General features: G+C 48.0%; 21 protein-coding genes. 8 read left to right on the plus strand and 13 right to left on the minus strand.

Translation table 11 applies throughout. From position 1 onward, the window contains the following. Positions 1–235: 235 nt before the first annotated feature. Genes DCM90_RS03940 through DCM90_RS03950 form a run of 3 tightly spaced genes read left to right on the plus strand, consistent with a single transcriptional unit; the run spans position 236 to position 4,224 of the window. The gene (locus DCM90_RS03940) at positions 236–2,629 is read left to right on the plus strand and encodes an ATP-dependent DNA helicase (RefSeq protein WP_109250042.1); all 2,394 of its coding nucleotides are present in this window, start codon (positions 236–238) and stop codon (positions 2,627–2,629) included. Then, positions 2,607–3,308 carry a hypothetical protein gene (locus DCM90_RS03945; protein ID WP_109250043.1) on the plus strand — a complete coding sequence of 234 codons (702 nt, stop codon included), beginning with the start codon at positions 2,607–2,609 and terminating at the stop codon, positions 3,306–3,308. The genes DCM90_RS03940 and DCM90_RS03945 overlap by 23 nt, the downstream gene beginning before the upstream one ends. Further along, on the plus strand, positions 3,295–4,224 hold the full coding sequence (locus DCM90_RS03950) for a sce7725 family protein (protein ID WP_109250044.1): 930 nt from the start codon (positions 3,295–3,297) through the stop codon (positions 4,222–4,224). Before DCM90_RS03945 ends, DCM90_RS03950 begins: the two co-directional genes overlap by 14 nt. 82 nt (positions 4,225–4,306) lie before the next feature. On the opposite strand, the gene DCM90_RS03955 is transcribed toward DCM90_RS03950, so the two are convergent. Continuing rightward, positions 4,307–5,359: a lactonase family protein gene (locus DCM90_RS03955; protein WP_109250045.1), complete on the minus strand. Its 1,053-nt coding sequence runs from the start codon at positions 5,357–5,359 to the stop codon at positions 4,307–4,309. A gap of 142 nt (positions 5,360–5,501) precedes the next feature. On the opposite strand from DCM90_RS03955, the gene DCM90_RS03960 reads away from it, so the two are divergent. Beyond that, positions 5,502–5,990, plus strand: coding sequence for a GNAT family N-acetyltransferase (locus DCM90_RS03960; protein ID WP_109250046.1), 489 nt, complete (start codon positions 5,502–5,504; stop codon positions 5,988–5,990). A gap of 67 nt (positions 5,991–6,057) precedes the next feature. On the opposite strand, the gene DCM90_RS03965 is transcribed toward DCM90_RS03960, so the two are convergent. After that, complete coding sequence (locus tag DCM90_RS03965) at positions 6,058–6,765, minus strand: VIT1/CCC1 transporter family protein (protein ID WP_225365962.1); 708 nt, start codon at positions 6,763–6,765, stop codon at positions 6,058–6,060. A 4-nt stretch (positions 6,766–6,769) separates the two neighbouring features. Further along, a complete protein-coding gene (locus DCM90_RS03970) occupies positions 6,770–7,411 on the minus strand; it encodes a VIT1/CCC1 transporter family protein (RefSeq protein ID WP_109250530.1) in 642 nt (213 codons plus the stop codon). 218 nt (positions 7,412–7,629) lie between these two features. Here DCM90_RS03970 and DCM90_RS03975 point away from each other — a divergent pair, with 218 nt between their 5' ends. Then, positions 7,630–8,073: a Fur family transcriptional regulator gene (locus DCM90_RS03975; RefSeq protein ID WP_109250047.1), complete on the plus strand. Its 444-nt coding sequence runs from the start codon at positions 7,630–7,632 to the stop codon at positions 8,071–8,073. A gap of 215 nt (positions 8,074–8,288) precedes the next feature. Here DCM90_RS03975 and DCM90_RS03980 read toward each other — a convergent pair whose 3' ends face one another. Together DCM90_RS03980 and DCM90_RS03985 are read right to left on the minus strand one after the other, a co-directional pair. Beyond that, on the minus strand, positions 8,289–9,125 hold the full coding sequence (locus DCM90_RS03980; RefSeq protein ID WP_109250048.1) for a YibE/F family protein: 837 nt from the start codon (positions 9,123–9,125) through the stop codon (positions 8,289–8,291). Between the two features lies 1 nt (position 9,126). Further along, positions 9,127–10,236, minus strand: coding sequence for a YibE/F family protein (locus DCM90_RS03985; RefSeq protein WP_109250049.1), 1,110 nt, complete (start codon positions 10,234–10,236; stop codon positions 9,127–9,129). A 386-nt stretch (positions 10,237–10,622) separates the two neighbouring features. On the opposite strand from DCM90_RS03985, the gene DCM90_RS03990 reads away from it, so the two are divergent. Then, on the plus strand, positions 10,623–11,513 hold the full coding sequence (locus DCM90_RS03990; RefSeq protein ID WP_109250050.1) for a hypothetical protein: 891 nt from the start codon (positions 10,623–10,625) through the stop codon (positions 11,511–11,513). A 405-nt stretch (positions 11,514–11,918) separates the two neighbouring features. Then, on the plus strand, positions 11,919–12,419 hold the full coding sequence (locus tag DCM90_RS03995) for a MarR family transcriptional regulator (RefSeq protein WP_109250051.1): 501 nt from the start codon (positions 11,919–11,921) through the stop codon (positions 12,417–12,419). Positions 12,420–12,551: 132 nt separating this feature from the next. Here DCM90_RS03995 and DCM90_RS04000 read toward each other — a convergent pair whose 3' ends face one another. Next, on the minus strand, positions 12,552–13,757 hold the full coding sequence (locus tag DCM90_RS04000) for an MFS transporter (RefSeq protein ID WP_109250052.1): 1,206 nt from the start codon (positions 13,755–13,757) through the stop codon (positions 12,552–12,554). Between the two features lie 169 nt (positions 13,758–13,926). Between DCM90_RS04000 and DCM90_RS04005 the strand changes: the two genes are divergently transcribed. Further along, a complete protein-coding gene (locus tag DCM90_RS04005) occupies positions 13,927–15,849 on the plus strand; it encodes a M13 family metallopeptidase (protein ID WP_225365963.1) in 1,923 nt (640 codons plus the stop codon). A 122-nt stretch (positions 15,850–15,971) separates the two neighbouring features. Here DCM90_RS04005 and DCM90_RS04010 read toward each other — a convergent pair whose 3' ends face one another. The 7 genes from DCM90_RS04010 to DCM90_RS04040 all read right to left on the minus strand — a co-directional run bounded on the left by DCM90_RS04010 (position 15,972) and on the right by DCM90_RS04040 (position 23,392). Further along, positions 15,972–16,979 carry a LacI family DNA-binding transcriptional regulator gene (locus DCM90_RS04010; RefSeq protein ID WP_109250054.1) on the minus strand — a complete coding sequence of 336 codons (1,008 nt, stop codon included), beginning with the start codon at positions 16,977–16,979 and terminating at the stop codon, positions 15,972–15,974. A 27-nt stretch (positions 16,980–17,006) separates the two neighbouring features. Next, positions 17,007–18,467: a UDP-glucose--hexose-1-phosphate uridylyltransferase gene (locus tag DCM90_RS04015; RefSeq protein ID WP_109250055.1), complete on the minus strand. Its 1,461-nt coding sequence runs from the start codon at positions 18,465–18,467 to the stop codon at positions 17,007–17,009. A 15-nt stretch (positions 18,468–18,482) separates the two neighbouring features. Next, positions 18,483–19,475, minus strand: coding sequence for a UDP-glucose 4-epimerase GalE (gene galE / locus DCM90_RS04020; protein WP_109250056.1), 993 nt, complete (start codon positions 19,473–19,475; stop codon positions 18,483–18,485). A 42-nt stretch (positions 19,476–19,517) separates the two neighbouring features. Continuing rightward, positions 19,518–20,690: a galactokinase gene (locus DCM90_RS04025; protein ID WP_109250057.1), complete on the minus strand. Its 1,173-nt coding sequence runs from the start codon at positions 20,688–20,690 to the stop codon at positions 19,518–19,520. 21 nt (positions 20,691–20,711) lie between these two features. After that, complete coding sequence (locus tag DCM90_RS04030) at positions 20,712–22,127, minus strand: glycoside-pentoside-hexuronide (GPH):cation symporter (protein ID WP_109250058.1); 1,416 nt, start codon at positions 22,125–22,127, stop codon at positions 20,712–20,714. Between the two features lie 72 nt (positions 22,128–22,199). Further along, positions 22,200–22,448: a hypothetical protein gene (locus DCM90_RS04035; RefSeq protein ID WP_109250059.1), complete on the minus strand. Its 249-nt coding sequence runs from the start codon at positions 22,446–22,448 to the stop codon at positions 22,200–22,202. Positions 22,449–22,783: 335 nt separating this feature from the next. Next, the gene (locus DCM90_RS04040; protein ID WP_109250060.1) at positions 22,784–23,392 is read right to left on the minus strand and encodes an NAD(P)H-binding protein; all 609 of its coding nucleotides are present in this window, start codon (positions 23,390–23,392) and stop codon (positions 22,784–22,786) included. Positions 23,393–23,456: the final 64 nt, after the last annotated feature.

The raw sequence follows: 23,456 nt of genomic DNA on the forward strand, positions 1-23,456 counted from the left end.
CATCACTTTTCTGCGAGCCCTTGCTTTCCAGCTTACCGTCAATAGCTTCGGAAACGTGCGACCCCAATCTGATCCCTGCGGTCAACCACAATTTGACACTATGCCCAAGAACCAGGCATAGTGTCAAATTGACGTTCATCCTCAGGATCAACCGATTGGGGTCGCACTCTAATTTCGAACACACGTTTGCTTTTTCGTCAGATAAGCTATAATATTGTTTTGAAATGGAGGGAATTTGATGACTAAGATTGGGGTCCGCGAGCTGGTTGAATTAACGTTGCGGTCGGGAGATTTAAATAGCCACACGGGTAGCCAAAACACAGCACAGCGGGGCGCACAAATCCACCGAATGCTGCAACGAAATCGATCCGATGCCTACCAAAAAGAATACTACCTAGAAGAAGCGGTCACCCTAAACGGCGTTGAGTACCTCATCAACGGCCGGGCCGATGGTGTCACTCTTGCGGGCAATAATTCCGAAATTGAAGAAATCAAAACCTCCGATGTGCCGTTTGACCAAATTGCGCCGGCCACTTTAACCCTCTATTGGGCTCAGGCAAAGGTCTACGCTTACCTATTGATGGCCGCCGAGGGAATGACTCAGGTCACCCTTGCACTGACCTACTACCAAACGAATACGAATGAAACGACAACGACCCACCAGACCATTACCCAAACCGAAGCCGAAAGCTTCTTCAACCAGGTTATCGGCATCTTTGAGGGCTGGTTAAAGTTCCGGGCGGAAATCATTGCCGACCGGACCCCGTCGATTCAAGCCTTGCAGTTTCCGTTCGGTCACTACCGACCGGGGCAGCACGAACTTGCAGCGGCCGTCTATAAAACCATCCTTACCCGGAAGCGCCTGTTTGTTGAGGCCCCAACGGGAACTGGAAAAACAATTTCCACCCTCTTTCCCACGATTAAGGCCATTGGGGAGGGGGAAATCGACCGGCTCTTTTACCTCACAGCTAAGCAGAGTACACGCCAAGTTGCGGAAGATGCCGTTGACCTTATGGTAAGCCGGGGGTTAAAGATCAAGAGTATCACCCTCACCGCTAAGGATAAAATTACCTTTCCGGAAGAAGTGGATCTTTTGCCTGAGGAGAATCCGTACATGATTGGGTACTACGACCGGTTGCAAGACGGGTTGCAGGATATGCTGCGTAACCAGTACCAGTTAACCCGGCCCGTGATCGAGCACTTCGCGCGCAAACACATGCTGGACCCCTTTGAGTTTTCTCTCGACGCTAGTCTGCTATGCGACGTGATTATTTGTGATTATAACTACCTCTTTGATCCCCGGGTCCACCTAGAACGCTTTTTTTCTGAACCGGATGACCGGAACTTTTTCTTAATCGATGAAGCCCATAACTTAGTCAGTCGGTCGCGTGATATGTACTCCGCAGCCATCGACAAGGCCCCGTTAGTCGACCTCATCACCCTCGCAAAAAAATCAGCTACCGCTAGTCGCAAACTGAAGACGGCAATGACAAAACTCAAGAAGGCGTTTGATCAAGTAGCGGCGCCCTTAAAGCGGGAGCACCGCACTGAATGGACGGGTGAAACCCAGCCCCCAGATTTTGATCACGCCCTCGGTCGATTTACCGATACGGTTTCTGAGTGGCTACCCGATCAGCCGAACGATGACTTTACACAGGCGGTTTTAACCTATTTTTTTGCCGCCAACACCTACGTCAAAATTAGTGACTACTACAATGAGACGTACCGGATGCACCTCACATTAAGTGATCATAACGTCATCATTAAGCAAGTCTGCCTTGATCCAAGCCAGTACCTGTCAGAGTCGCTTAAATTAGGCCATGGGGCCGTTCTTTTTTCTGCCACTCTATCACCCGTTGACTACTATGAAACGGTGTTAGGCGGAACTAAGGAGGCCCTTAGCTACCAATTACCCTCACCCTTTCCCCCAGCCCATCAGGCATTGTACATCACCAACTACATTCAAACCACCTATAAACAGCGTGACGCCAATCAAGGCCGCATTATTCGGGCCATTAAATCGCTCACCGACGGCAAACTAGGAAACTACCTGATTTTTTTACCGTCCTACACTTATTTATTGACGGTGAGTGAGGCTTTTCACGATGCCTTTCCGGATGTTTCTATGCTGACTCAACAAGCCACCATGACCGAGGCAGACCGGGAACGGTTTCTCAATGAGTTTAAGGCCGAACCCGAGCAAACCTTAGTGGGGTTTGCGGTTCTTGGGGGCAGCTTTTCCGAGGGAATTGACCTGAAGGCAGACCGATTAATCGGGGTGGGGATTGTTAGTGTCGGACTCCCGGGAATGAATCCGGAAACCGACTTGCTCAAAGACTACTTCGATAAGCAAAACGGGAATGGTTTTGCTTACGCTTACCAGCTTCCCGGTCTAAACAACGTTTTTCAGGCTGCCGGCCGCTTAATTCGGGGCGTCCATGATCATGGAATCGTGTTACTCATGGACCAGCGGTTTACCCAATCCCGGTACACCACCCTTTTTCCCCAGCATTGGCGCCACTACCAGAACCTGTACCGCCCGGATCAGTTGACCCGAGTCGTCACTGATTTCTGGCAACCATCATTTACGGAGGACCCAAATCCTAATGAAAACGAAACTCACGCTTGATCTTGAAAGTACCCTTTACCAATACTGTTTGGATAATGACGCCTACGCCGTTGAGGAAGTCAGTATGCCCGATGATCAAGGAATTGTTGATACCCTCAGCTATAAAGAATTAGCGCCTGGCAACATTGAGTGGCGCTGTTACGAACTGAAGGTCACCAAGAATGATTTTCACTCCACCGCAAAACTCTCCTTTGTTGGCCACTTTAACTACTTCGTCCTGACCCCTGAACTATACCAGGAGGTGCAGGATGAAATTCCCGCTAACGTTGGTGTCCTGACCTACCGTCCCTACGACGCTGAGTTAGCCGCTGACGCCGAGTACCCACCGTTAGCTCCCGGTTACCTGACCATTGAAAAAACGGCCCGGCGAAGGGACCTGCAAGTTCCGGAAGACGAGTTAATCTCGGCCTTTATTGCTTCAATGGGTCGTGAGGTGAATAAGGCGAAACGGATGGCGACCGGAATCGACCAGTTTTCCACCGAAAAGCTCTATAAAGCCCTCAAGCGCCGAAACCAGCACTACCAAATTTACGATCCCGAAGCAAACCTCTACGACCGATTTATTGATGATATGCAATCCAGCGCAGTAACGGCACTGCAAGAGGAGATTGACGCCCTAAACGAAGACGTTTTCCAGCTCAAACTGGCCCTCAAGAAAGCACGTGATGCCGGTGCTTAATTACTACCCTTATTTTCGGGGACGCCAGTACGACTTAATCGCTCTGAGGGAAGCGGTAGAAAGTGGGGACCTATCTCCCCACCTAATTCCCATTCTGGAACCCGTTAAGGACTCGAGCGGCCTACTGAAAACGGTACGGGCCTTTATTAAGCGGGATCACCCGATTGCCATCATTGTGAATCCCCAGGTTAGCCGCTACCTCTTTACCACCAAAAAACGGTTCCCCCTAACCCCACTAATGGACCAGTCGCAGGTCATTCCAACGGCCATCCTTACGCCTCAGTTCGTCCCCGATCTGCTTCGCCATTCGCCGCGTCAGTCCACTATGATGCTAGTCGATTCAGCAAGGGCGCTCCGGGTCGCCCAGGAACATAACTACCTTGCGCTCGCAGATCAGATCATTATTCCCCCGGAGGCCCGAATTCGGCGAAGCATCCAACAACCTAAAATTCGGTTAGTCGATCATTTTCCGCTCCGTGACCACACGTCGGATTACGCTGAGTTAGCGGATGAATTCTTTTCCGATGACTTAACGTTCGCCGAGATGATGGGGTACACTGGTTTTAGCGATTACAGTATCATGGGGCACCACTACTTTGAACGGGGCCATGCCTCCCGGGCCATCGCCCTCCACATCGTCTACGCCCACCCTGATGGTGGTACGCGCATCCACCATTTCGTATCGGACAGTAACGCCACCTTCACAAACCCCAAGCAAAAGTTTTTTGAGGCCCTCGCAAAGTTATCCCAGTGGGATGCCAAGCAAGCGACCATTAATCAAACTAAACCCTTGCAGACCCTGTTAGCCTACCAGGACAGTCACAAGTTTCCGGGTCTGGGGACCGTCAAAAAATTAATGATTGAGCATCAGTTAATCATTTTTTCCAGGTTATTAGATCAGTCTAAGTCCCACTAAATAACGATCACCACCCCGTTAGAACCCTAACCGGATGGTGATCGTTATTTAGTGATGCATTTTATTATTTTTCTCGTCTCGTTTAATCATCGGCATCCGATCTTAAGACGCTAACCCCTTCTGGAACCTCATAGTCCTTCTGAAGCATGGTCAGTTTTCCTGTTTCAGGATCCCGTTTGTAAAGCGTTAGGTTATCCGTATTCTGATTGGCAGCAATTAAATAAGTTTGGTCCCCGTTAAAGTTGAAGTCCCGGGGGAAGTCCCCCTCCGTACTAATTAGCTGAACCAACTCGAGTTCCCCGTGCCGGTGTGTTTTAAAAACTGCAATTGAATTATGACCCCGGTTAGAGACATACAGAAATTCTCCGTCACGAGTTAACCGAATTGCGGCAGCCCCGTTATGGGTTGGCCAGTCACTCGGAATGGTATGGGTAATTTGCCGAATGCTCAGAACTCCCGCCACTTGATCGTAGTTTAAGGTGGCGACGTTACTGCTCAATTCGCCAACCAAGTACGCGACGTTTTTGACGGGATCAAACGAAATATGCCGGGGCCCAAATCCAGCGGGCATCTGTAACCGACTAACCTCCGTGAGCTGGCCCTCATTTAAAACATCGTAAATGTACACGAGATCTAACCCTAGGTCACAAACCACCAGCCGGCGTTCCGGGGTTAAATCAGCGTAATGGGGGTGGGGGCCGTCTTGCTGCTCAGGTTTTGGTCCTACCTCTCCTTCATCAAATACCCGGTGGGCTAACTGAAGGGTGCCATCCGCAGCAATTTGATAGACACTCACGGCTCCCGTATGGTAGTTAGCGGTAAAGACGAGGTCCCGATCATTATCCACCCCCACGTACGCGGGCGAAGAACCTTTGTCTAGGGTTGATTGAACCTTAACGGCCGGAGTCCGGTTCAAATCATAGACTAAGAGGCCGCCGGTAGTTTCGTGATCTGTCGTTTCCTTATCCACGGCGTAAAGAATATTATCCTTGGATTGCGCTAAGTAGGTTGGACTACCTGCTGCCGCAACGAACTGGGTATTTTGTAACCGGCCCGCTTCGGGATTTAGCTCGACTGAGTAAACCCCCTGACTTGTCTTATGGGTATAGGTACCAATGTAGAATTTTTCTAGCATACTTTCCGTCCTCCAAACCTTCTGGGTTAACGCTTTCATTATAGCATGATTTTTTCACTTTCAGTGTCAATATTCCCATAACCCCGTTAAATTCGTTATACTAAGGGAAAATCACTCCCACTTGACGAAAGGACGTGCTTCAATGGTACTTTTTGAACAGTATCATCCCATACTTACCCCACACTATACCCTAGACTGGCTGACCGAATTTGACCTCATGAAGGTGCATCAAGCACGACTCGGCTTAAACCATTACGCAGCAAGCGGGCTGACCGAACCAACCATCCAGCAGACGGCAAATTTCGTTAACCAAACCATGCATGACATCATGACCGAAAAGGAGCTCACCTGGGGAATTAAAACCCGGTCCGATAACTTTTTCGTCGGGATGGTTTCACTCATGGCAATTACCAAAACCAGTGCCGAACTTCGGTTTATGCTATTTAACGAATCTGAAATCGATCAGCACCAAGAAATTATTACCCGGGTAATCGACCTCGCCTTTCACCAGCTGGGCCTCATTAACCTAACCGCTGACGCCAACCAGACAACTTTACTGGGCCAGCGGCTGCTGCTAGCCTGTGGATTCATCAAGGATAATGATCGCTTCACTTTAAAAAAACTACCATAATCATAACCAAAAAGCCATTTAGTTCCGGTCAACCTTAAGTTGAACCTGACTAAATGGCTTTTTATGGTTACATCAGAACTCCCACCGCATAGTGAATGATCATGGTCAGAATTCCAACAATAATGTTTCGAATGACGGCCGTCTTAACGAGACCGTCCCCTAACTTTGCACTTAAAAACCCGGTAATCGCTACTGAAACAATGACCGCTAAAATGGTTGCCGGCCACTGAAACTGGACCGGAGAAAGTGTCATTGCTAACAGTGGAAATGCTCCGCCGGCAGCCGCAGAAAACAGGGATGAAAAGGCGGCGGCCCAGGGATTCATGTACTGGCCGAGTTGAATATCATCCTTAACGTTCACGACCGTTTCTAACGGCTTTTTACTCAGTAAGTCTTTTGCAATGGCTAACGCCGTTTTTTCTGAGACGCCCCGCGCCATGTAGTACTCCTGCACGGACTGAAGTTCCCCCTCAAAATCGGTCTTCAGCAGCATGGCTTCATTTCGCACCGCCGATTCTTCCGTATCCTTTTGGGTGCTAACGGAGGCGTATTCGCCACAAGCCATTGAAAACGCACAGGCTAATAGGTCAGATAGACCCGCAATAAAGATGGTGAAGTTGTCCGTAGTGGCTGCCGCAACACTCACTAAGACTCCTACCACGGTCAGGATGCCATCGTTTGACCCCAAAACCCCGGCCCGGATAGTATTTAACCGTTCCTGCATGGTGGAGTGCCGTTTTTCCTTAACCTCAACTTTTTTAACATCCGATATCATATCATTAGCCCCCAATCAAATGACCAATTAAGAAGGTCACCGCCATCGTTAAAATCCCCGCCACAATGTTACGCCACATGCCCTTCCACCGGTTAGAGTGACCTAGGGCTGCCGCAGCGTACCCCGTAATTGCCAAGGCAATTAGTACGGCCATAAACGTCGCCGGAATTTTAATGGCGCTCGGGAACAGCCAGACGGCCATCATCGGTAGGCAGGACCCTAACGGAAACGATACCATGGAAGCAATGGCAGCGTCGTACGGGTTCGTGTACTCGTTAACGTTAAAGCCAAACCGTTCCCGAACCGTGGTTGTTAGCGGATCCTTGGCCATCATTTCTGACGTTGCTTGTCGAGCTAGCTGGGGGTTAATCCCCGTATTTTCGTACTTTTGCTGCACAAACTTAAACTCATCGTCATACTGATTATCAAGCGCCAATTGCTGCTTATTAACAGCGTTTCTTTGGGCATCCTTCTCGGCGTTCACGGACACATATTCTCCCATTGCCATGGATACGGTTCCTGCAATCATTCCAGCAAACCCAGAAAGTAAAATGGCAAAACTGCTCGTTGACGCTGCTGCAACCCCGACTACAATTCCCGCAACCGAAACAATCCCGTCGTTAGCACCCATTACGGCAGCCCGCATAATATTAATTCGTTGGGCTAACGTTTTCTTTTTCTTTGGCACCTGGTTTCCTCTTCTCTCGTTCCTTATTTATAATGATTCTAAAGTTATAACGACTCTATTTTACTCAATCGATTCGAATCTGTAAACCATTAGTTTCCAGCAAATGTGTCTGGTTATTTGGAAAAGTTCTAAATTCATGGTTTAATAGAGGAAAAATGAGAAGGGAAGGTTTTTAGATGAGCGATCCTGATATGCAGGCTGCAACCAAAATTCTGCAAGACAACCATGTTCGAGTTACCGCTCAGCGGCGGGTGATTTTGAACTACTTGATGACCCACCACAATCACCCGTCCGTTGAAATGATAGCGACTGACTTTCAACGGGCCGGACTGAACCTCAGTGTCGCCACTCTATACAATACCCTTAACCTATTTGTTGACCTGGGAATTGTCATTGAACTGCCAAGCGACAATGGCGTGCATTACGATTACTTTGGCCGCCCCCACTACCACGTGATTTGCGAAAATTGCGGGAAGATCACCGATGTGTTTTCCCCGCGCTTTCCCGAAATTGAACGGGACCTTGAAGAGGAGGCTGCCAGAGAAACAGGTTATGAAATTTCCGGTAGCCACGTGGAAGTCTACGGCCTGTGCCCAGACTGTCAAGCAAAGCTAAACTAAAAGGGTGTGGCACTTCTCGCTTACTTTTGAGGATTAACGGAGCTCCCCAAAAATACTGGGGTTTAGTATTATTGGGGAGCTTGGTTAACCGCAGGGATCTGAGCGGTAGAACCCAACCAATAGGGACGATAACCCAATTCGATCAAAAAATCGAACCTGGTTATCGTCCCTATTTAGCATGGCCTAAACGTCTTGTCTTCCAATCTGCCGCCCCATTATTTTTTCCGGTTGGCCAGTGCTTCTTGCTGCAGCCGTTCATGATCGGCCTGCGTCAAATCACCCGAAACGGGCAGATCATGTCTGCGCCGGTAACGAACGAACCGAGCCATAATCCAGGTCGTCGCTGGGACCACTAAGATAACGCTAACCATGGCAAATAGAACCATTAACACCTGCGCCACAAAAATTTTATCGTTTAAAATTTCACCAAATGTGTAGTGAACGCTTGAGAACCAGACAAACAGGGCTAAAAATCCGCCAAAGAAGCCAAAAAACAGGGTATTAAACGTGGTCCCCATAATTTGGCGGCCAATGGCCATCCCCTCCCTCATCAGGCCCTGTTCGCTTACCTTAGGGTGCTGTTCCAGGATTTCGTTTAACCCGCTGGAAATTGCCATGGCCGCCTCTGCAATTGCTCCTAGGGTACTTAAAATGGCCGTTGCCATGGCGACCTTGATGAAGGGAATTCCAATTAAGAGTGACATCCCCTCTAAGTCCTCACTGTCTTCCGGTCCGAACCCCTGAACCTGGGCCCATTGTTCGACCGGAATGATGAGGAGCACCAAAATTGCCAGGACAGCCAGCGACGCCAGAAAGGCCACCGTACTGGATAAATCATCGTCCGCACTCAAAAAGATGGTTAACGCCAATACAATGACTGCCGTCACCAAGGTTACCGTAAGAGGGGGAAAGTGAAAAGCCACCAGAACAATCGCAAAAAAGAGTACCCCGAAATTAAGCAGCAGTCCGATAAAGGCCCGAACCCCCGCTCGGCCGCCCACTAACATCATTAAAACGAACAACACTATTCCAAGGGCCATCGTTGTAGTCATCTTAATCACGCTCCTTTATGAACCGGCTGGCTAACCAGCTTGCGATCGGAACGGCTAAAACAATGCCGATCCCGCTAATGAGACTCTGGATAACCCCTAATGACATATTCATTTGGTACGTATACTGCCAGGAGTTCCCGTTTTTTAAGTACAAAAGGGCCATGGCAAACGTGTCCGCAACAAAGATAAAGAAGAGCACGTTAATTAAGGGACCCATGATCGATTTTCCAATGTTCCGGCCCGAGAGAAAAATCTGGCGCGCGGAAAGGTCCGGCCGTTCCCGTTTTAATCCGTACAGGGATGAAATGATATCCGTTGATTCATCCATCACGGCCCCTAACGACCCCACCATGGTTTCCGCTAAGAATAACGGTCGGGGCAGCTGCGTCACGTACTGCATCGACTCGTAGTACATCCCGCGTTCCTTCGTCAGTTTGAATACGACTAACGCCACGACAACCGATAACACCGTTCCCCCTAGGGTCGCAACCCAGGTCATGAGCATTTGCCGGTTCAAGCCAATGACGATCCACAGGGCCACCCCGGCAAAAATAACGGCAAGGCTGCCAAAGATCCATAGGACGCCCGCTCCCTGCGTACTACCATTTAGCCGAATAGCCGCAATAAAAAGGAGCGCATTAATCACAACGCTCAAGAACGCCATTAACCCGCTAAACCGCATGAGCAAGATCAGAAGGACAAATGTTAACCAGACTAAGAAAGCTAAACTAACGTCCCGTTTGCTATCCTTGACGGTAGCATGTAACTTTCCGTCCTGACGGTGCAGCGTCAAAAAAAGCTGGCTGCCTGGCCGATAATCGCGGTCCAACGCCTGCGACATTGAATATGTATTGCTAACCGTAACGGTCTGACCCCGGTCTGCTCCATTCAGGATCACTCCCGTTAATCGTTGGGTAACCTGTTGATCCCGATTGTCAAAGTCATCTTTTTCGTGTCGGACGCCTATCGTTGTGGCCGTCTGCACCTTCATGACGGGTTCCCGGTAAAGTCTAGCATCGTGGGCCGTTCCCCAAATAACCAGCAGACCAAGCAGTAAAAGTCCCAGACTTTGCCACCAGACTAATCGATGAACGGCGTTTCTTTTTTTCATCCTTTATCACCCATTTCTTTTCTACTAATAGCCTACCACGTCAGCCTTAAATCCACTCCTTTCAATTAAATTTTAACCGAACTTTTAGTTCTCTTCTCAGCTGACCCTTGATTTTTATAGTAAATCATCGTAAAATGAAGAGCGAATTGTTATTTTTGGAATAAGCGAGGGTTTAATTATGAGAAAAGCACATCCAAATGGCGTACAAGGTCGTCGTAAGATCAACGCCAAAAACGATCGTAAGCGTCGCGATGCCACCGCTGAGTTACAACGTTGGCTCAAAAACAAGAAGTAAGCCACTTACTTCAACTTACGTGGGACTGGGCCAGTATGGTGCGGTCTCTTTTTTTATTTGTCTCTTACCATCAACTATTGGAGGAAAAACCATGAAAAAAGCCATTGGCTACCTATTTGGATTAGCGAGTCTAACCCTCCTACTTGCCGGCTGCAGCAGCACCAAAATTAGCACCACTAAGACAAGTTATGCACCCGAAGAAATGAATGCGATGGTCAAGGGAACAACTAAAGCCAAAACCATTCGTTACACCGTTGATAACGGTCAGTCGCATAAAGTAACGGTATCAGGAGGCACCTTCTTCTTCCAGGTTCCTGCCACGACAAAGGACCAGACGGTTAAAATTACCGCTAACTCCGCGGAAAAGACGGTCACCGTCAAAAAGGCGAAGGCCCTGGGAAACTACAAAACCATTGCCAATAAGTATAACAACGCTGTCATTGCCATGAAGATGCCGGAAAAGACCCGGAATCAGCTTATGGACGCCCAAAAGAACGGTGCCAAGACGAAGGCTAAACTTCAGGCCCTAGCTAAGACCGATCCTGCAGCCGCAGCTCAGGCCGCTCAGGAACAAAAGCAGGCGGCTGCTACCATGCAACAGGCCTTTAATAACGCTAAGAAAAAGGCGAACGGCGAACTTTTGCCCGTAACCCCTCAGCAGGGGATTCACAATGCCATTACCCAAAAGAACGCTACCGTACGGCTTAACGTTAACGGAACTAAACTCATGGGGATCACACTCATTACGCCGAACGAAGCCCTTAAAACCAAGTCTGGCAAGTCGGAGTTTGGAACGACCTTCGCCCTACTGGGTAACGCCTTAGATGCTAAACCTAAGACCGTCATGAAGAAGTTTGAAACGGTGATGAAGGATGCTAAGAATTCTAGTTCCTCCACAACCACCAAAACCATTTACTCCAACCATATTCGGTTTAATACTGGTTTTTCAGCCTCTCACCTATACATTTACATGAATAAGTAAACCAACAGCCATTCCGCCTAATTCCAGGTGAATGGCTGTTTTTGCATCGCAAGCTGCCGTTAATAAAAAATTAACAATTATTCACAGGATGAACCATTTAGGGAATCGTTCCCCTATCACCCACCTTGTCGAATTAACACTCAAACCAGCATGGCCGATGCAGTGGGATTTTAGATTGTCCGCAAGCTAATTTTGTTCAAAACTGTTCAACTAGGCCAAAATTCATTTCGTTTCCTTGTGCCCGTCACGCCCCCGTAAATTACGGATATTTAATGTTTCACCCCTCAAAGCATGTTAGACTGAACCTTGTGGCTAAGAAAAAGTGGGGATTACCAATTACGGTAACTTTTTCGCCGCAGTATCCTGCACCACACGGAGTCTAACAATTTGTTATGGGGGTAAATTATGGTTGATGATGAAATGTTCTTTGAATCTTTTCTATGGCAATATCGCGAAGTTTTCCGGGTAATGGAGGGCGATGCCCAGATGATTACGTCCGCCCACGGGATTAGTTTCGAACAGTATTTACTTCTTAAGCGGATTCGTGAACACGCTAATATTACTTTAAGTGAATTAGCGGATGAAACCCACACCACTCGTTCGGCAGCTGCCCGGAAGTTGCGTACCTTACTGATGAATAAATTTGTTACCCAGAATACTAAGTCGGATGACCGACGCGTCAAGGGACTGGTACTCACCCGACAGGGCCTTTCAACGGAAAAGTCCATTCGCCGGGACTTTCTTACCCGGTGCCACCAATGGAATAGCATTCCCGATCGCCCTTCCATCACGGAAATCAACAATTTTTTTGCTCGCTACGAGCACCAAGTGACCGCATGGAAGTCACTCCTGACCGGGACAGAATCCTGTCACACGGAACCAAAAGTAACCGAACCGGTAGAATAAGTATAAAAACGACGGCGGGTTTAAACCATCCAACGGTTCAACCCGACAAAACGGGCGGCATAGTTAGCTTCGATTAGAGTGTAATCGAAGCTAACCATGCCGCCTTTTTGTTGTCACCAGTTAAATGTTTGATTAATTAGATTGCGATTTATCTGAGTGGTGCCCCATGTCCAAGAAGCCGTTCACAACGGATAAAATTAGCAAAATTACCGCTGCAACTCCCAACGTAAAGTCGGGTTGGGTATTTCCAAATAGCCCGGACACAAAGTCAATGGCGATTGGAGATAGGAAGCAGCCTAAGTTCATCCCCATAATGAGGAACGAACTTGAAACGGTGTTGGCACCAGCGGGGCCCTTGGTGTTGGCCTGCTGGAACAGGTAAGGATTAAGAATCAAGCAGCCCCCCATCACACAGAGCGCAATTCCCGTAATCCAGATATTACTTGACCAGGCAATCACGCCCATGGCAATTCCCATTACCAGTAAGCAGACGGGTAGGATAAACCGGCCAAGCGCCTTATAAATTTTACCGTACATGGCACTCGCAATCACCCCGAAGATGGTCATAATGCTAATGAGCAAACTAGCAGTTGATCCATTCCCGTAATTCTTCTGCATTAAGACCGATGCCAGCTTGACAATCACAATGTAAAAGGCTGCATAAATCATTAAAATGTAGATGGCGTAACCAATGACGCTTTTGTTGGTTGAAATTTTAGTGGATGAACTCGTCGTACTCTTTTTCTTGGTGTTCGGAACGACCAGTCCAAAGGCTAAAATACAAAATAGCGCTACCAAATAAATCCAGTAAGCCATGTGCCAACCGTAAGCTAACAGGAACCCCGCTAGGAAGGTTAGCGCTGCCGACCCGAAGTTCGCTACCGCATTTTCGTACCCGTACATCTTCGATAATTCTTCCCCTGAGTAGTAGTACGAAATAAACGTGTAAACTAACGGATTAAACAGCCCGATCCCTGCACCTAACGCAAACCGTGATACGAGGACTAAGGTGTAGTTATCGGTGAAGATTGGTGTCATCCCACCGATTAGCGCGATGATTAACCCTAACATAACGGTCTTTTTGTTACCAATCACCTTGGCAACCCCACTACTTAAAATCACAAACAACATGATCCCGAGGTTGGGAACCGTCGACAACGTTTCAACGGCAGACAGCGGCTGCGATGAGAACGTCTTTCTCATTAACGGTAATGTTCCTGCCACGGCAGGAGCCGCTTGTACTAATAACGCAATAGACAATATGGCAGTCTTAAACCACCAAGCATTGACATTGGGCGACTTTTGCTGACTTTGATTCTGTGATTGACTCTGATCCATAATTGATTCCCCCTATTATCAAAATGATCAAAACTAATCGTCCTCGAATCTACCTTAGCACGACTTCTCAAAAAATGAGAAAATAATGACTCACCCGTCGAGTTAAGGGCGTTTTAATGTGAATGACGGTATAATGAAATTATCTTATATCCTTTGGGAGGCTTTTTTGATGAAACAATATCCAGTCGAGACTGCAAAAATTAAAGACGACCTCTACGATGCCGTTAATGACGCCTGGTTAAGCCAGGCTGAGATTCCAGCTGACCACTCACAGACTGGCGGCTTTGTTGAACTAATGGACGAGATTGAAAAAACACTCATGCATGACTTTGATGAGTTAAGGGACGGCAAAGCCCAGCCAGATAGTTCTGAAATGGCTGAATTCACAAAATTTTATCAATTAACCAGTGATTTTAACCAGCGGGAGGCTGACGGTACCAAGCCATTGCAGCCAATTTTAGATCGGATTACAGCGTTAAATAGTCTGGCTGATCTCAATGCCCAACTGAGCGACTGGATTCTAAGCGACCTCCCGCTCCCTGTGAGTCTGAGCGTTGAAGCAGACATGAAGCACACTGAAACGTACGCCTTGTACGCAAATGCTCCGAGCCTGTTCATGCCTGATAAGACTTACTACGACGAAGGCAACCGAGCGGCCGAAACCTTAATGTCCGCCTTTACCACCGCTGCTGTAGGATTACTTGAACAAGTGGGGTACACCAAAGCAGACGCCGAAAAAATCACGGCTCTGGCCAAGGAATACGACCGCGCGATTGCACCCAACGTTAAGTCGGCCGAAGAATCAGCTGACTACGCCAAAAACTATAACCCCGAGCAGTTTGCGGACTTTCTCCAGTTTGTGCCCGCCCTAGACCTTAAATCTGCGGTCCACACCCTCGTTGACGGGGATCCCGACACCATCATCGTTACCGAACCCGTCTTCTACCAGAGTGTTAACCAACTTTTAACCACCATTAGTTTTGATCAGATCAAGGCTTGGATGCTGGTTAAGGTTCTCTTTAACTACAGCAATTTGATGAACGACGAATTCCGGCAAACGGCGGGGACCTATAGCCGAACGTTGAGCGGTCAAAAGGAACTTCGCTCCGTCGAAAAGGCCGCCTACTATCAAGCAAAGGCCGCCTTTTCTCAGGTAACCGGGTTATATTACGGCCAAAAATACTTTGGTGAAAAGGCTAAGGTAGACGTTCAAAATATGGTTAAAGCCATGATTGCCGTTTACCAAAACCGACTTAAAACCAATACCTGGTTAAGTAAGGAAACCCGCGAAAAGGCGGTTACTAAGCTCTCAAAACTGGAAATTCAGGTTGGCTACCCTGATAAATTAGACCCAATGTACAGTCAGCTTCACGTTACCCCAGCATCGGAGGGCGGAACCGTCTTAAGTAATCTCGATCAGTTCAGCCGGCAATGGACCGAATACCACTTTAGCAAGTGGAATAAGCCCACCGATCGGACCCGCTGGGAAATGAGTGCGGACACCGTGAATGCTTACTACGAACCCCTCCACAACATTATTGTCTTCCCCGCCGCCATACTTCAGGCCCCGTTTTACAGTCTTGATCAATCTTCAAGCCAAAATTACGGGGGTATTGGCGCCGTCATCGCCCACGAAATTTCCCACGCCTTTGATAATAACGGGGCCAAGTTTGATGAATACGGGAACCTACACAACTGGTGGACCGCGGAAGATCTCGACCACTTTGACGCCCTCGCCCAAAAGATGATCGCTGAATTTGATGGGTTGCCGTTTGCCGGTGGCCACGTCAATGGAAAGCTCACCGTGTCCGAAAACATCGCTGATGCCGGTGGCTTAAGCTGTGCCCTAGAGGCCGCGAAAGGTGAACCAGACGTAGACTTAGCCGCCTTCTTTATTAACTGGGCCACCATTTGGCGCACCAAGGCCACCAAGCAAATCGAACAGCTACTCTTAAACATCGACGTTCACGCACCAGCTAAGCTGCGGGCCGACGTTCAAGTGAAAAATCTGGATGATTTTTACTCAACTTTCGGCGTTGTAACCGGTGATCCGATGTATTTAGCTCCCGACAAGCGAGTTCACATCTGGTAATTTTCCGGCTGTTTCATCCCAGGAGGATATCAATTGATCAGCCTAACATAACGAAAGGATCCCCATTTGAGCTACGTAGCTCAAATGGGGATCCTTTCGTTATCTCTACTAAAACCTAACTTTTAATTTAACTTTGGCGTACTGTCCCTTAGCACTAATTCCGTTCCCAGTTCAATTCGTTGGGGTATAGTCCGGTGGGTCGTTAACCGGTTATGCATTAAGTTAACTGCCGTTTCACCCATTAACTCAGTCGATACTTTAACGGAGCTCAGCCTCGGAAAGACGTAGCTGGCAATCGAAGTATCGTTATAGCTAAAGACACTCACCCGATCCGGCACCGAAATTTTAGCTTCAGCGAGGGCTCTCAAGGCCCCGGCCGCCATCGGATCATTGGCGACAAAGAACGCATGGGGAAGTTTATCCCCTAATTTAGCAATCACATTCTTCATGACCTCATAACCGGATTGGTTAGTATAGTCCCCCGCAAAGGTCCAATCCTTCCGGTAGGCACCCCGCTTTTCCATCGCTTCTTTAAATGCGATCCAACGGGGATCCACCACGTTTAACTCGTTATCCGTGGTTTCTTCCTTCCCGTAAATCAGGCCAATGTCATGAATCTGCTGTTGCCAGAACGTTTCAACGACTGAATCAACGGCAAAGTGAAAGTCCGTTAATATGGAATCGTATCCGTGGGCAAAGTGGTCGTGATCAACAAAGATGACGTTGGGTGTAATCCGGGCGAAGGCTTGTTCCTGAGACCGGCTGAACTTCCCGATGGCAATGATGCCATCGACGTCGGTCACATCGTTTAAACTCACCTCAAACGCTGTCGAAACATCGTAATGTAACTGTTGCGCCCGCTTTTCAATTCCCATTCGAATCGCCATATAGTAAAGGTCATCCAGTTCCCGGGATTCACTGTACCATTGAATCACCGCCAGTTTCCCCGTTGGGTTAGCGTTCACCGACCGCCGCTTGGTCTTGGTGTAATTCAGTTCTTCAGCCGCCGTAAAGATTCGCTGACGTGTCTCATCACCAACGGATAACGAATAGTCATAGTTTAGCACCCGGGAAACGGTTGCTAGCGAGACGTGTGCCCGTTTGGCAATATCCTTTAACGTTGCTGACATATTGACACTTCCTTCCTAATATAACGGCTAAATGGTCTTAATAAACCGGCTAAACGCTTGTTGACCCTCGGCATTCTGCTTAAAGACGCCGGCATCCTCTAATACCCGGGCAAAAACGGCCCCAATTTCTTGATCCAGAATTTCCGTAACGTTCTCGACCGTAAACTGGTGTCGGTCCTTCAACTGGTCGGCCCATTCTTGGTGAATGGGTGCCATGTTGTTGGGCTGCCCCAGTACGTACTTTTGAACTTCGACCATTTCCGTCTTTAACCGGGCTGGCAAAATTGCCCGCCCCATGACTTCAATCAACCCAATGTTTTCCTTTTTAATGTGCTGAACATCCTGGTGGGGATGAAAAATTCCGTCCGGATATTCCTTCGAGGTTTGGTTATCCCGCAAGACAATATCCAAAATGTAATCCTTCCCGTCCCGGTAAGCAATGGGCGTTGTGGTGTGATGCCGTTCTCCATTAGTCAATGCCCGAACATTCACGGACTCGTCGGAGTAGGACACCCAAGCGTTATGAATAACACTGGCGGCACTAACGAGGGCGGATCGATTTTGACTTCGTAACCGAATGGTTGACATTGGCCACTTAACAATCCCCGCTTGAACGTCCGGCAGGTTCAGGTTCAACTGCTTAGCAATCTTGGCCTTCATCATCGGAAACTGGTGCCGCCCACCCTGATAGTGTTCGTGGGTAAGCACTGATCCACCGACAATCGGCAGGTCGGCATTACTGCCGACGAAGTAGCTCGGAAACATCGTGACGATCTCCAGCAGGTTGCTAAACGTTTGGGTATTAATCACCATGGGGGTATGCATCTTGTTTAAAAAGATCGCATGCTCCGTGAAGTAAGCGTACGGCGAATACTGGAACCCCCACGTTTCGCCACCGATTTGAAACCGAATAATCCGGTGGCTCGAGCGGGCGGCGGAGTTAGGCCGGCCAAGGTAGCCCTCGTTTTCCATACAGAGGGCACACATTGGGTAGCCGGTCTGCGGCTGATTCCGGGCGGCCGCAATGTCCTTAGGGTCCTTTTCGGGCTTGGACAGGTTAATCGTAATTTCGATGTCCCCATAGTCCGTCGCTGTATCAAAGACGACGTTTTTAGCAATCGCCCGGGTCTTAATGTAGTCGTTCCTCTGGCTTAGATCGTAGAACCAATCCGTGGCCTTCTCAGGTGCTACCTGATACCGGCTCCAAAACCGCTCGTTAACGACCGATGGGATTGGTGTAACCAAATCCATCAGCTGGGCGTTTAAAATATCCTTAGCCGATTGCGTATCTTCGATTTTACCGTTGTTAATGGCGGTTTCAATTAACGCATCCACAACGGCCAACCGTGACTGATCGGCAGCTTCAACGGGGTTTTCATCCCCGACCAAAGCTAAGATTTTGTTTTGAACGTAAATTCGGTCCATATCGTCATAGCTGGCACCGGATTCAACGATGTCATTCACAAATGCATCAACACTTGTTAACATGCTGATTGCTCCCTTCTACCGATCGTTATAGCCATTCGGATGCTTTTGCTTCCAATTCCAGGCCGTTTTAATAATTTCATGTACGTCATCAAACTGGGGGTCCCAGCCCAGAACATCGCGGGCCTTATCGGACGCCGCAATTAAAGTACTGGGATCACCAGGCCGCCGGGGTGCCATTTCGGCAGGAATTTCCTGACCAGTAACGTCGCGGGCGGCCTGCAGCATTTCCATGTTTGAGAAACCGGTGGATGAACCCAAGTTAAAGGCCGTACTTTCGCCACCGTTATTCAGATATTCCATGGCCAAGATGTGGGCATCCGCCAGATCAACAACGTGGACGTAATCCCGAACACAGGTGCCGTCCTTCGTCGGGTAATCGTCCCCAAAGATTTGGAGTTGATCCCGTTCACCAGCTGCCACTTGAAGAATGATCGGAACTAAGTGGGTTTCGGGGTGGTGGTCTTCGCCAATACTGCCGTCTGGCTTAGCACCAGCAACGTTGAAGTAGCGTAAGGCAACGAACTTAATGCCGTACGCAATGTCGCACCACTTCATAATTTTTTCCATCCCTAACTTGCTCTGACCGTAAGGGTTTGTCGGGTCTTGAGGATCCGTTTCCTTGATGGGAATCTGTTTTGGCTCGCCATAGGTAGCTGCCGTACTAGAAAAGACAATCTTATTGACGTTGTGATCCCGCATCACTTCAAGAAGGGCAATCACCCCACCCGTATTGTTGTCAAAGTACTTCAACGGGTCCTTCATGGATTCTGGGACAATCGAAAAGGCCGCAAAGTGAATCACAGCATCAACATTTTCCCTGTCAAAGACGTCGGCCATGAAAGCCTTGTCCCGAATATCACCTTCGTAGAACCGGGCGTTCTCATTTATCGCCTTAGCGTGACCCGTTACCAAGTTATCAACTACGGCAACGTCTTCACCCTTTTCAATTAGCCGATCAACAGCGTGGGAGCCAATGTATCCCGCTCCACCTAAAACCAAAACAGTCATCAAAAATCCTCCTCATCAATATGGCAATCCATTGTCTAAATATTAGTCAGCTGAAAGTTCACGGGGACCATCAGCAATTTCAGCAACGTAGAAGTCTGCGTTGTACCCAATCTTGTCGCGATACGTTTGACCAACGTTCTGCTTAAAGTTTTCGGTTTCATCCTTCTTGACGATCGCAATTGCGCAACCCCCAAACCCAGCACCGACCATCCGGGCGCCTAAAACGCCTGGTTGAGCCCAAGCGGTTTCAGCTAGGGTATCAAGTTCGACCCCTGTGACATCATAGTCATAGTGCAATGATTCATGGGAAGCATTAATTAGTTTGCCAAAACTCTTTAAATCATGGTCGCGTAAGGCCGGTTCAGCCTTAATACACCGTTGGTTTTCAAAAACGGCATGGCGGGCCCGGGCAATTAGGGTCCCATCATTAATGAGGTAGGTATATTGATCAAACAGATCCTCCGTTAAATCACCCAGCGAGTTAATGTCGAGTCCCACTTGCAGCCGTTTTAAAGCTTCCTCACATTCCGAGCGGCGTTCATTGTACTTGGAATCCGTGAGTTCACGCCGTTTATTCGTATTCATAATAACGATCACGTAGTCGCCTAATTCAACGGGAACGTAGTGGTAGTCCATGGAGTTCGTATCCAATAGTACCGCCTCGTCGGCCTTCCCCATTCCAACGGCGAACTGATCCATAATCCCGGAGTTCAGCCCGATGTAGTCATTTTCAACTTCCTGGCCGGCCTTCACAAGGGTTAATTGGTCAACGTCTAAGTTAAAGACCGCCCGTAAAATTTCACCCATTAATAATTCGATGGATGCTGATGACGATAATCCAGCACCGTCAGGTAAATTACCGTGAACAAACAGGTCAAATCCGTGGTCAAACCGATAACCGTGCTTAGTCAGTTCATACATCATCCCAGCCGGATAGTTAACCCAACCGTGATCCTTATTGTAATCAAGGTCATTAATGGAGAACTCAACTATTCCCTTATCCGGAATGTTGGCGGAATACATCCGCACCTTATCATCCGTCCGAGCCGAATAGACGCCGTAGGTTCCCAAGCTAATCGCACACGGGAAAACGTGACCGCCGTTATAATCCGTGTGTTCACCGATTAAGTTAATTCGACCGGGTGAAAAGAAAACTCGTTCGGGTTCAACATCAAAATGTTCCTTGAATTCAGTCGTTAAACTTGCGTAATCCATAGTGGTATCCCTCACTTTTAACTAGTCTTGATTATCTAAATTATTCTCTAATTGGGCAACGATCTTAGCGTGTTCCGCCTCACTCAGTTTGACGTGGCGAGCGAAGATAATGGCGGCGATGACTAACAAGATCATTGGGGCATAAAACATGTAGGTCTTGAACTGTAAGATGCCGCTAGCTGAAATACTGGACGCCTTAGCCGAACCCGTCATCCCAGCCGCGATGGCAGCGAAGGCAACGATTCCGTTGGCAAACGCACCCGCTAACTTATCAATTAACGGCCGCACGGATAAGGTCACGGATTCATTCCGGGTCCCGTTCTTTAACTGGCCGTATTCCACGGAATCCGTAATGGTCATTAAGGTCGCCAGGAACACCATTGGGTATGGGAAAAAGAAAAGTGCAACCCCGATTAAGACGATGGTTAGATTTGTTCCTGCAAAGAGGAAGGTCACGTAACCTAGCAGCATCACAGCAATTCCGCCCATGTAAATGGCCCGCCGTTTAATCCAAGATTCAACTAACGGGAAGATGGCAACGGAAATCACACCAAGAATGGCGGTTTCAACCCCAACCAGACTAAATTCAGTTGGTTTGCCCATAATGTAACGGAAGTAGTAAATCAGAAGTGAGTTGGTCACTACGTAGCTTAATGCAAACAGAAAGTAGGAGAAGGCTAACCACATTAACTGGTCGTTTTCACCGATTACCTTGAAGACGTCTCGGAAACGTGTGTGCTCCGTTTGTTCCCGGATGGCGTTGGTTTGTTCCTTGGTTCCTAAGCAAGTGGCCAAAGCCCCTAAGAAGGAGACTACGGCAATCACAACGGCAAACCAGAACCAACCGGTCCGCGTCTGCGTTTGCCCCGTCGTACCAGAGAAGATGTGCGAGAAGTACACAACTAATGGGACAATGATAATGGCAACCCCTTGGGCGCCTAAAGTTGAACCAAACCGAGCAATGGTCCCAAACTTAGTCCGAGTCTTAGAGTCCAAACTCAGTGCGGGCAGCATTGACCAAAACGAAATATCTTTAAATGAATAGAAAATATCTAAAATAACAAACGCAATTGCAAATAAAATCAAGTAAAGCATCGGGTTAGATACCGTAAGGCCCCCGAAATTCGTAAAGATCAGCATAAGCATGAGGCCGGAAATTAACGCCCCTACGAAAAGCCAGGGCTTAAACTTTCCCCATTTTGTTTCGGTGTTATCCACTAACCCACCGATCAGCGGATCAAACATAATTTCAACTAACCGAATCACCACAATCATCGTGGTCACGTACCCAATCATTTTAGCGTTCTGGGCGGCGCTGTCGCCATCGAATAGTTGACTTGTCACAAACATCATAAAGTACGTGCTCAATGTGGCGTAAAAGGCATCATGCCCAAACGCACCAAATGCGTACGAAAAATACTGATTAATTTGTTTCATCTTCTTAGCCTCTCAATCAATTCATAGACTTCCATTATCTCGCCATTCAAAGTAAAACGCGAGATAAATTTTTTAGTGATAACGGCGTTCAACGATTTTCTCGAGGATTTGGTTCCGTTGATCTTCCTTTGCGACGTCAAACTGAGTTTCCTCAAGTTCATTAAAATCATCAACTAGCAAGAGTGCTTCAAGGTAAAGCGTTAGTTGACGCTTAATGTACGTCTTGTTTTGTTCACCCGGCTTCTGGGGGTTCCCCGCCAAAACCGCACTCGCAAATTGTTGATCGTTAATCGTGACCTTTTTACTCTTTTTTGCTGCCATCATGAATTCTCCCTTCGATAAAATACCTTCACAAGTGACCTCTCGGGATCCACTTTTATAATAAAAATATTAATGTAAGCGCTTTACGATACATATACTAAAGGTTATCGTACCATATTGCAAGGGCCGAAGTAAAATTCAGTAAAAATTTTCGTAAAAATATTTTTTCTGCAACCGGTTGGAGTGCCGACATAGCGTTCTTTAAGTCTTGAGCCACCCTTCTAAAAAAATTTTACCTAATTTGATTTTCATTTTATTTTGAACCAAAGAAAACCACCGCCTCGATTTCGAAGCAGTGGTTTTCTTTGGTTTATTTTCGGTTAACTTTCTAACCATTACTGGGGCCGGTTAATCCCAACGCTAGCCCGAACATCCTGTGCGGGGTCCTTCACTAACTGTAGAACGTAGTGGCCCACGGCATCAACTGAAACACAGTTACCGCCGGGCTGTTCCCCCTTCTTGGTAAGTTCATATACCGTTGCCCCAAAGTCATACCAGGCGGGACGAATTACCGTATAATCGGTGTTTGACGACTCAACGATGTCGGCAGCCTTCCGGTAGACGTGCAGTGAAGGATTATGGTCTAAATTCTTCGACTCCCCGTAACGAGCGGGAACTTCGTTATAAATACCCATTGAAGTAATAAAGACCAACCGTTTAACGCCCGCATCCGTCATGGACTGCGTAATATTTTGGGCCATGAGATCTAGGTTCCGCCCCCGCAAAGCAACGAAAACAACGTCTTGACCGGCCATGACAGCCTCTAAGTCAGCTAACTTTTCGGCATCCCCGTCAAAGGCCGTTTCCCGGTCAGGGTCCTGGTGAAGAATCCCCGATGCGTGCCGACAAAATAACGTTAACTGAGCGTCCGTATCCTCCAATAAGCGTTCGCGGACGACTCCCCCAATGGTTCCTGATGCTCCTAGAATCAAAACCTTTTCCATCCGATGTCACACTCCATTCCCTATATGCTAAGTTATCAATTAGTGATTACATTATAGGCCGTTC

It is taken from the genome of Levilactobacillus bambusae (assembly GCF_003124125.1).
GTDB lineage: Bacteria > Bacillota > Bacilli > Lactobacillales > Lactobacillaceae > Levilactobacillus > Levilactobacillus bambusae.

Coding starts and splice junctions, on each gene's coding strand:
- DCM90_RS03945 (WP_109250043.1), top strand. CDS start 2,607: ATGAAAACGAAACTCACGCTTGATCTTGAAAGTACCCTTTACCAATAC.
- DCM90_RS03950 (WP_109250044.1), top strand. CDS start 3,295: ATGCCGGTGCTTAATTACTACCCTTATTTTCGGGGACGCCAGTACGAC.
- DCM90_RS03955 (WP_109250045.1), bottom strand. CDS start 5,359: ATGCTAGAAAAATTCTACATTGGTACCTATACCCATAAGACAAGTCAG.
- DCM90_RS03960 (WP_109250046.1), top strand. CDS start 5,502: ATGGTACTTTTTGAACAGTATCATCCCATACTTACCCCACACTATACC.
- DCM90_RS03965 (WP_225365962.1), bottom strand. CDS start 6,765: ATGATATCGGATGTTAAAAAAGTTGAGGTTAAGGAAAAACGGCACTCC.
- DCM90_RS03970 (WP_109250530.1), bottom strand. CDS start 7,411: ATGCGGGCTGCCGTAATGGGTGCTAACGACGGGATTGTTTCGGTTGCG.
- DCM90_RS03975 (WP_109250047.1), top strand. CDS start 7,630: ATGAGCGATCCTGATATGCAGGCTGCAACCAAAATTCTGCAAGACAAC.
- DCM90_RS03980 (WP_109250048.1), bottom strand. CDS start 9,125: ATGACTACAACGATGGCCCTTGGAATAGTGTTGTTCGTTTTAATGATG.
- DCM90_RS03985 (WP_109250049.1), bottom strand. CDS start 10,236: ATGAAAAAAAGAAACGCCGTTCATCGATTAGTCTGGTGGCAAAGTCTG.
- DCM90_RS03990 (WP_109250050.1), top strand. CDS start 10,623: ATGAAAAAAGCCATTGGCTACCTATTTGGATTAGCGAGTCTAACCCTC.
- DCM90_RS03995 (WP_109250051.1), top strand. CDS start 11,919: ATGGTTGATGATGAAATGTTCTTTGAATCTTTTCTATGGCAATATCGC.
- DCM90_RS04000 (WP_109250052.1), bottom strand. CDS start 13,757: ATGGATCAGAGTCAATCACAGAATCAAAGTCAGCAAAAGTCGCCCAAT.
- DCM90_RS04005 (WP_225365963.1), top strand. CDS start 13,927: ATGAAACAATATCCAGTCGAGACTGCAAAAATTAAAGACGACCTCTAC.
- DCM90_RS04010 (WP_109250054.1), bottom strand. CDS start 16,979: ATGTCAGCAACGTTAAAGGATATTGCCAAACGGGCACACGTCTCGCTA.
- DCM90_RS04015 (WP_109250055.1), bottom strand. CDS start 18,467: ATGTTAACAAGTGTTGATGCATTTGTGAATGACATCGTTGAATCCGGT.
- galE (WP_109250056.1), bottom strand. CDS start 19,475: ATGACTGTTTTGGTTTTAGGTGGAGCGGGATACATTGGCTCCCACGCT.
- DCM90_RS04025 (WP_109250057.1), bottom strand. CDS start 20,690: ATGGATTACGCAAGTTTAACGACTGAATTCAAGGAACATTTTGATGTT.
- DCM90_RS04030 (WP_109250058.1), bottom strand. CDS start 22,127: ATGAAACAAATTAATCAGTATTTTTCGTACGCATTTGGTGCGTTTGGG.
- DCM90_RS04035 (WP_109250059.1), bottom strand. CDS start 22,448: ATGGCAGCAAAAAAGAGTAAAAAGGTCACGATTAACGATCAACAATTT.
- DCM90_RS04040 (WP_109250060.1), bottom strand. CDS start 23,392: ATGGAAAAGGTTTTGATTCTAGGAGCATCAGGAACCATTGGGGGAGTC.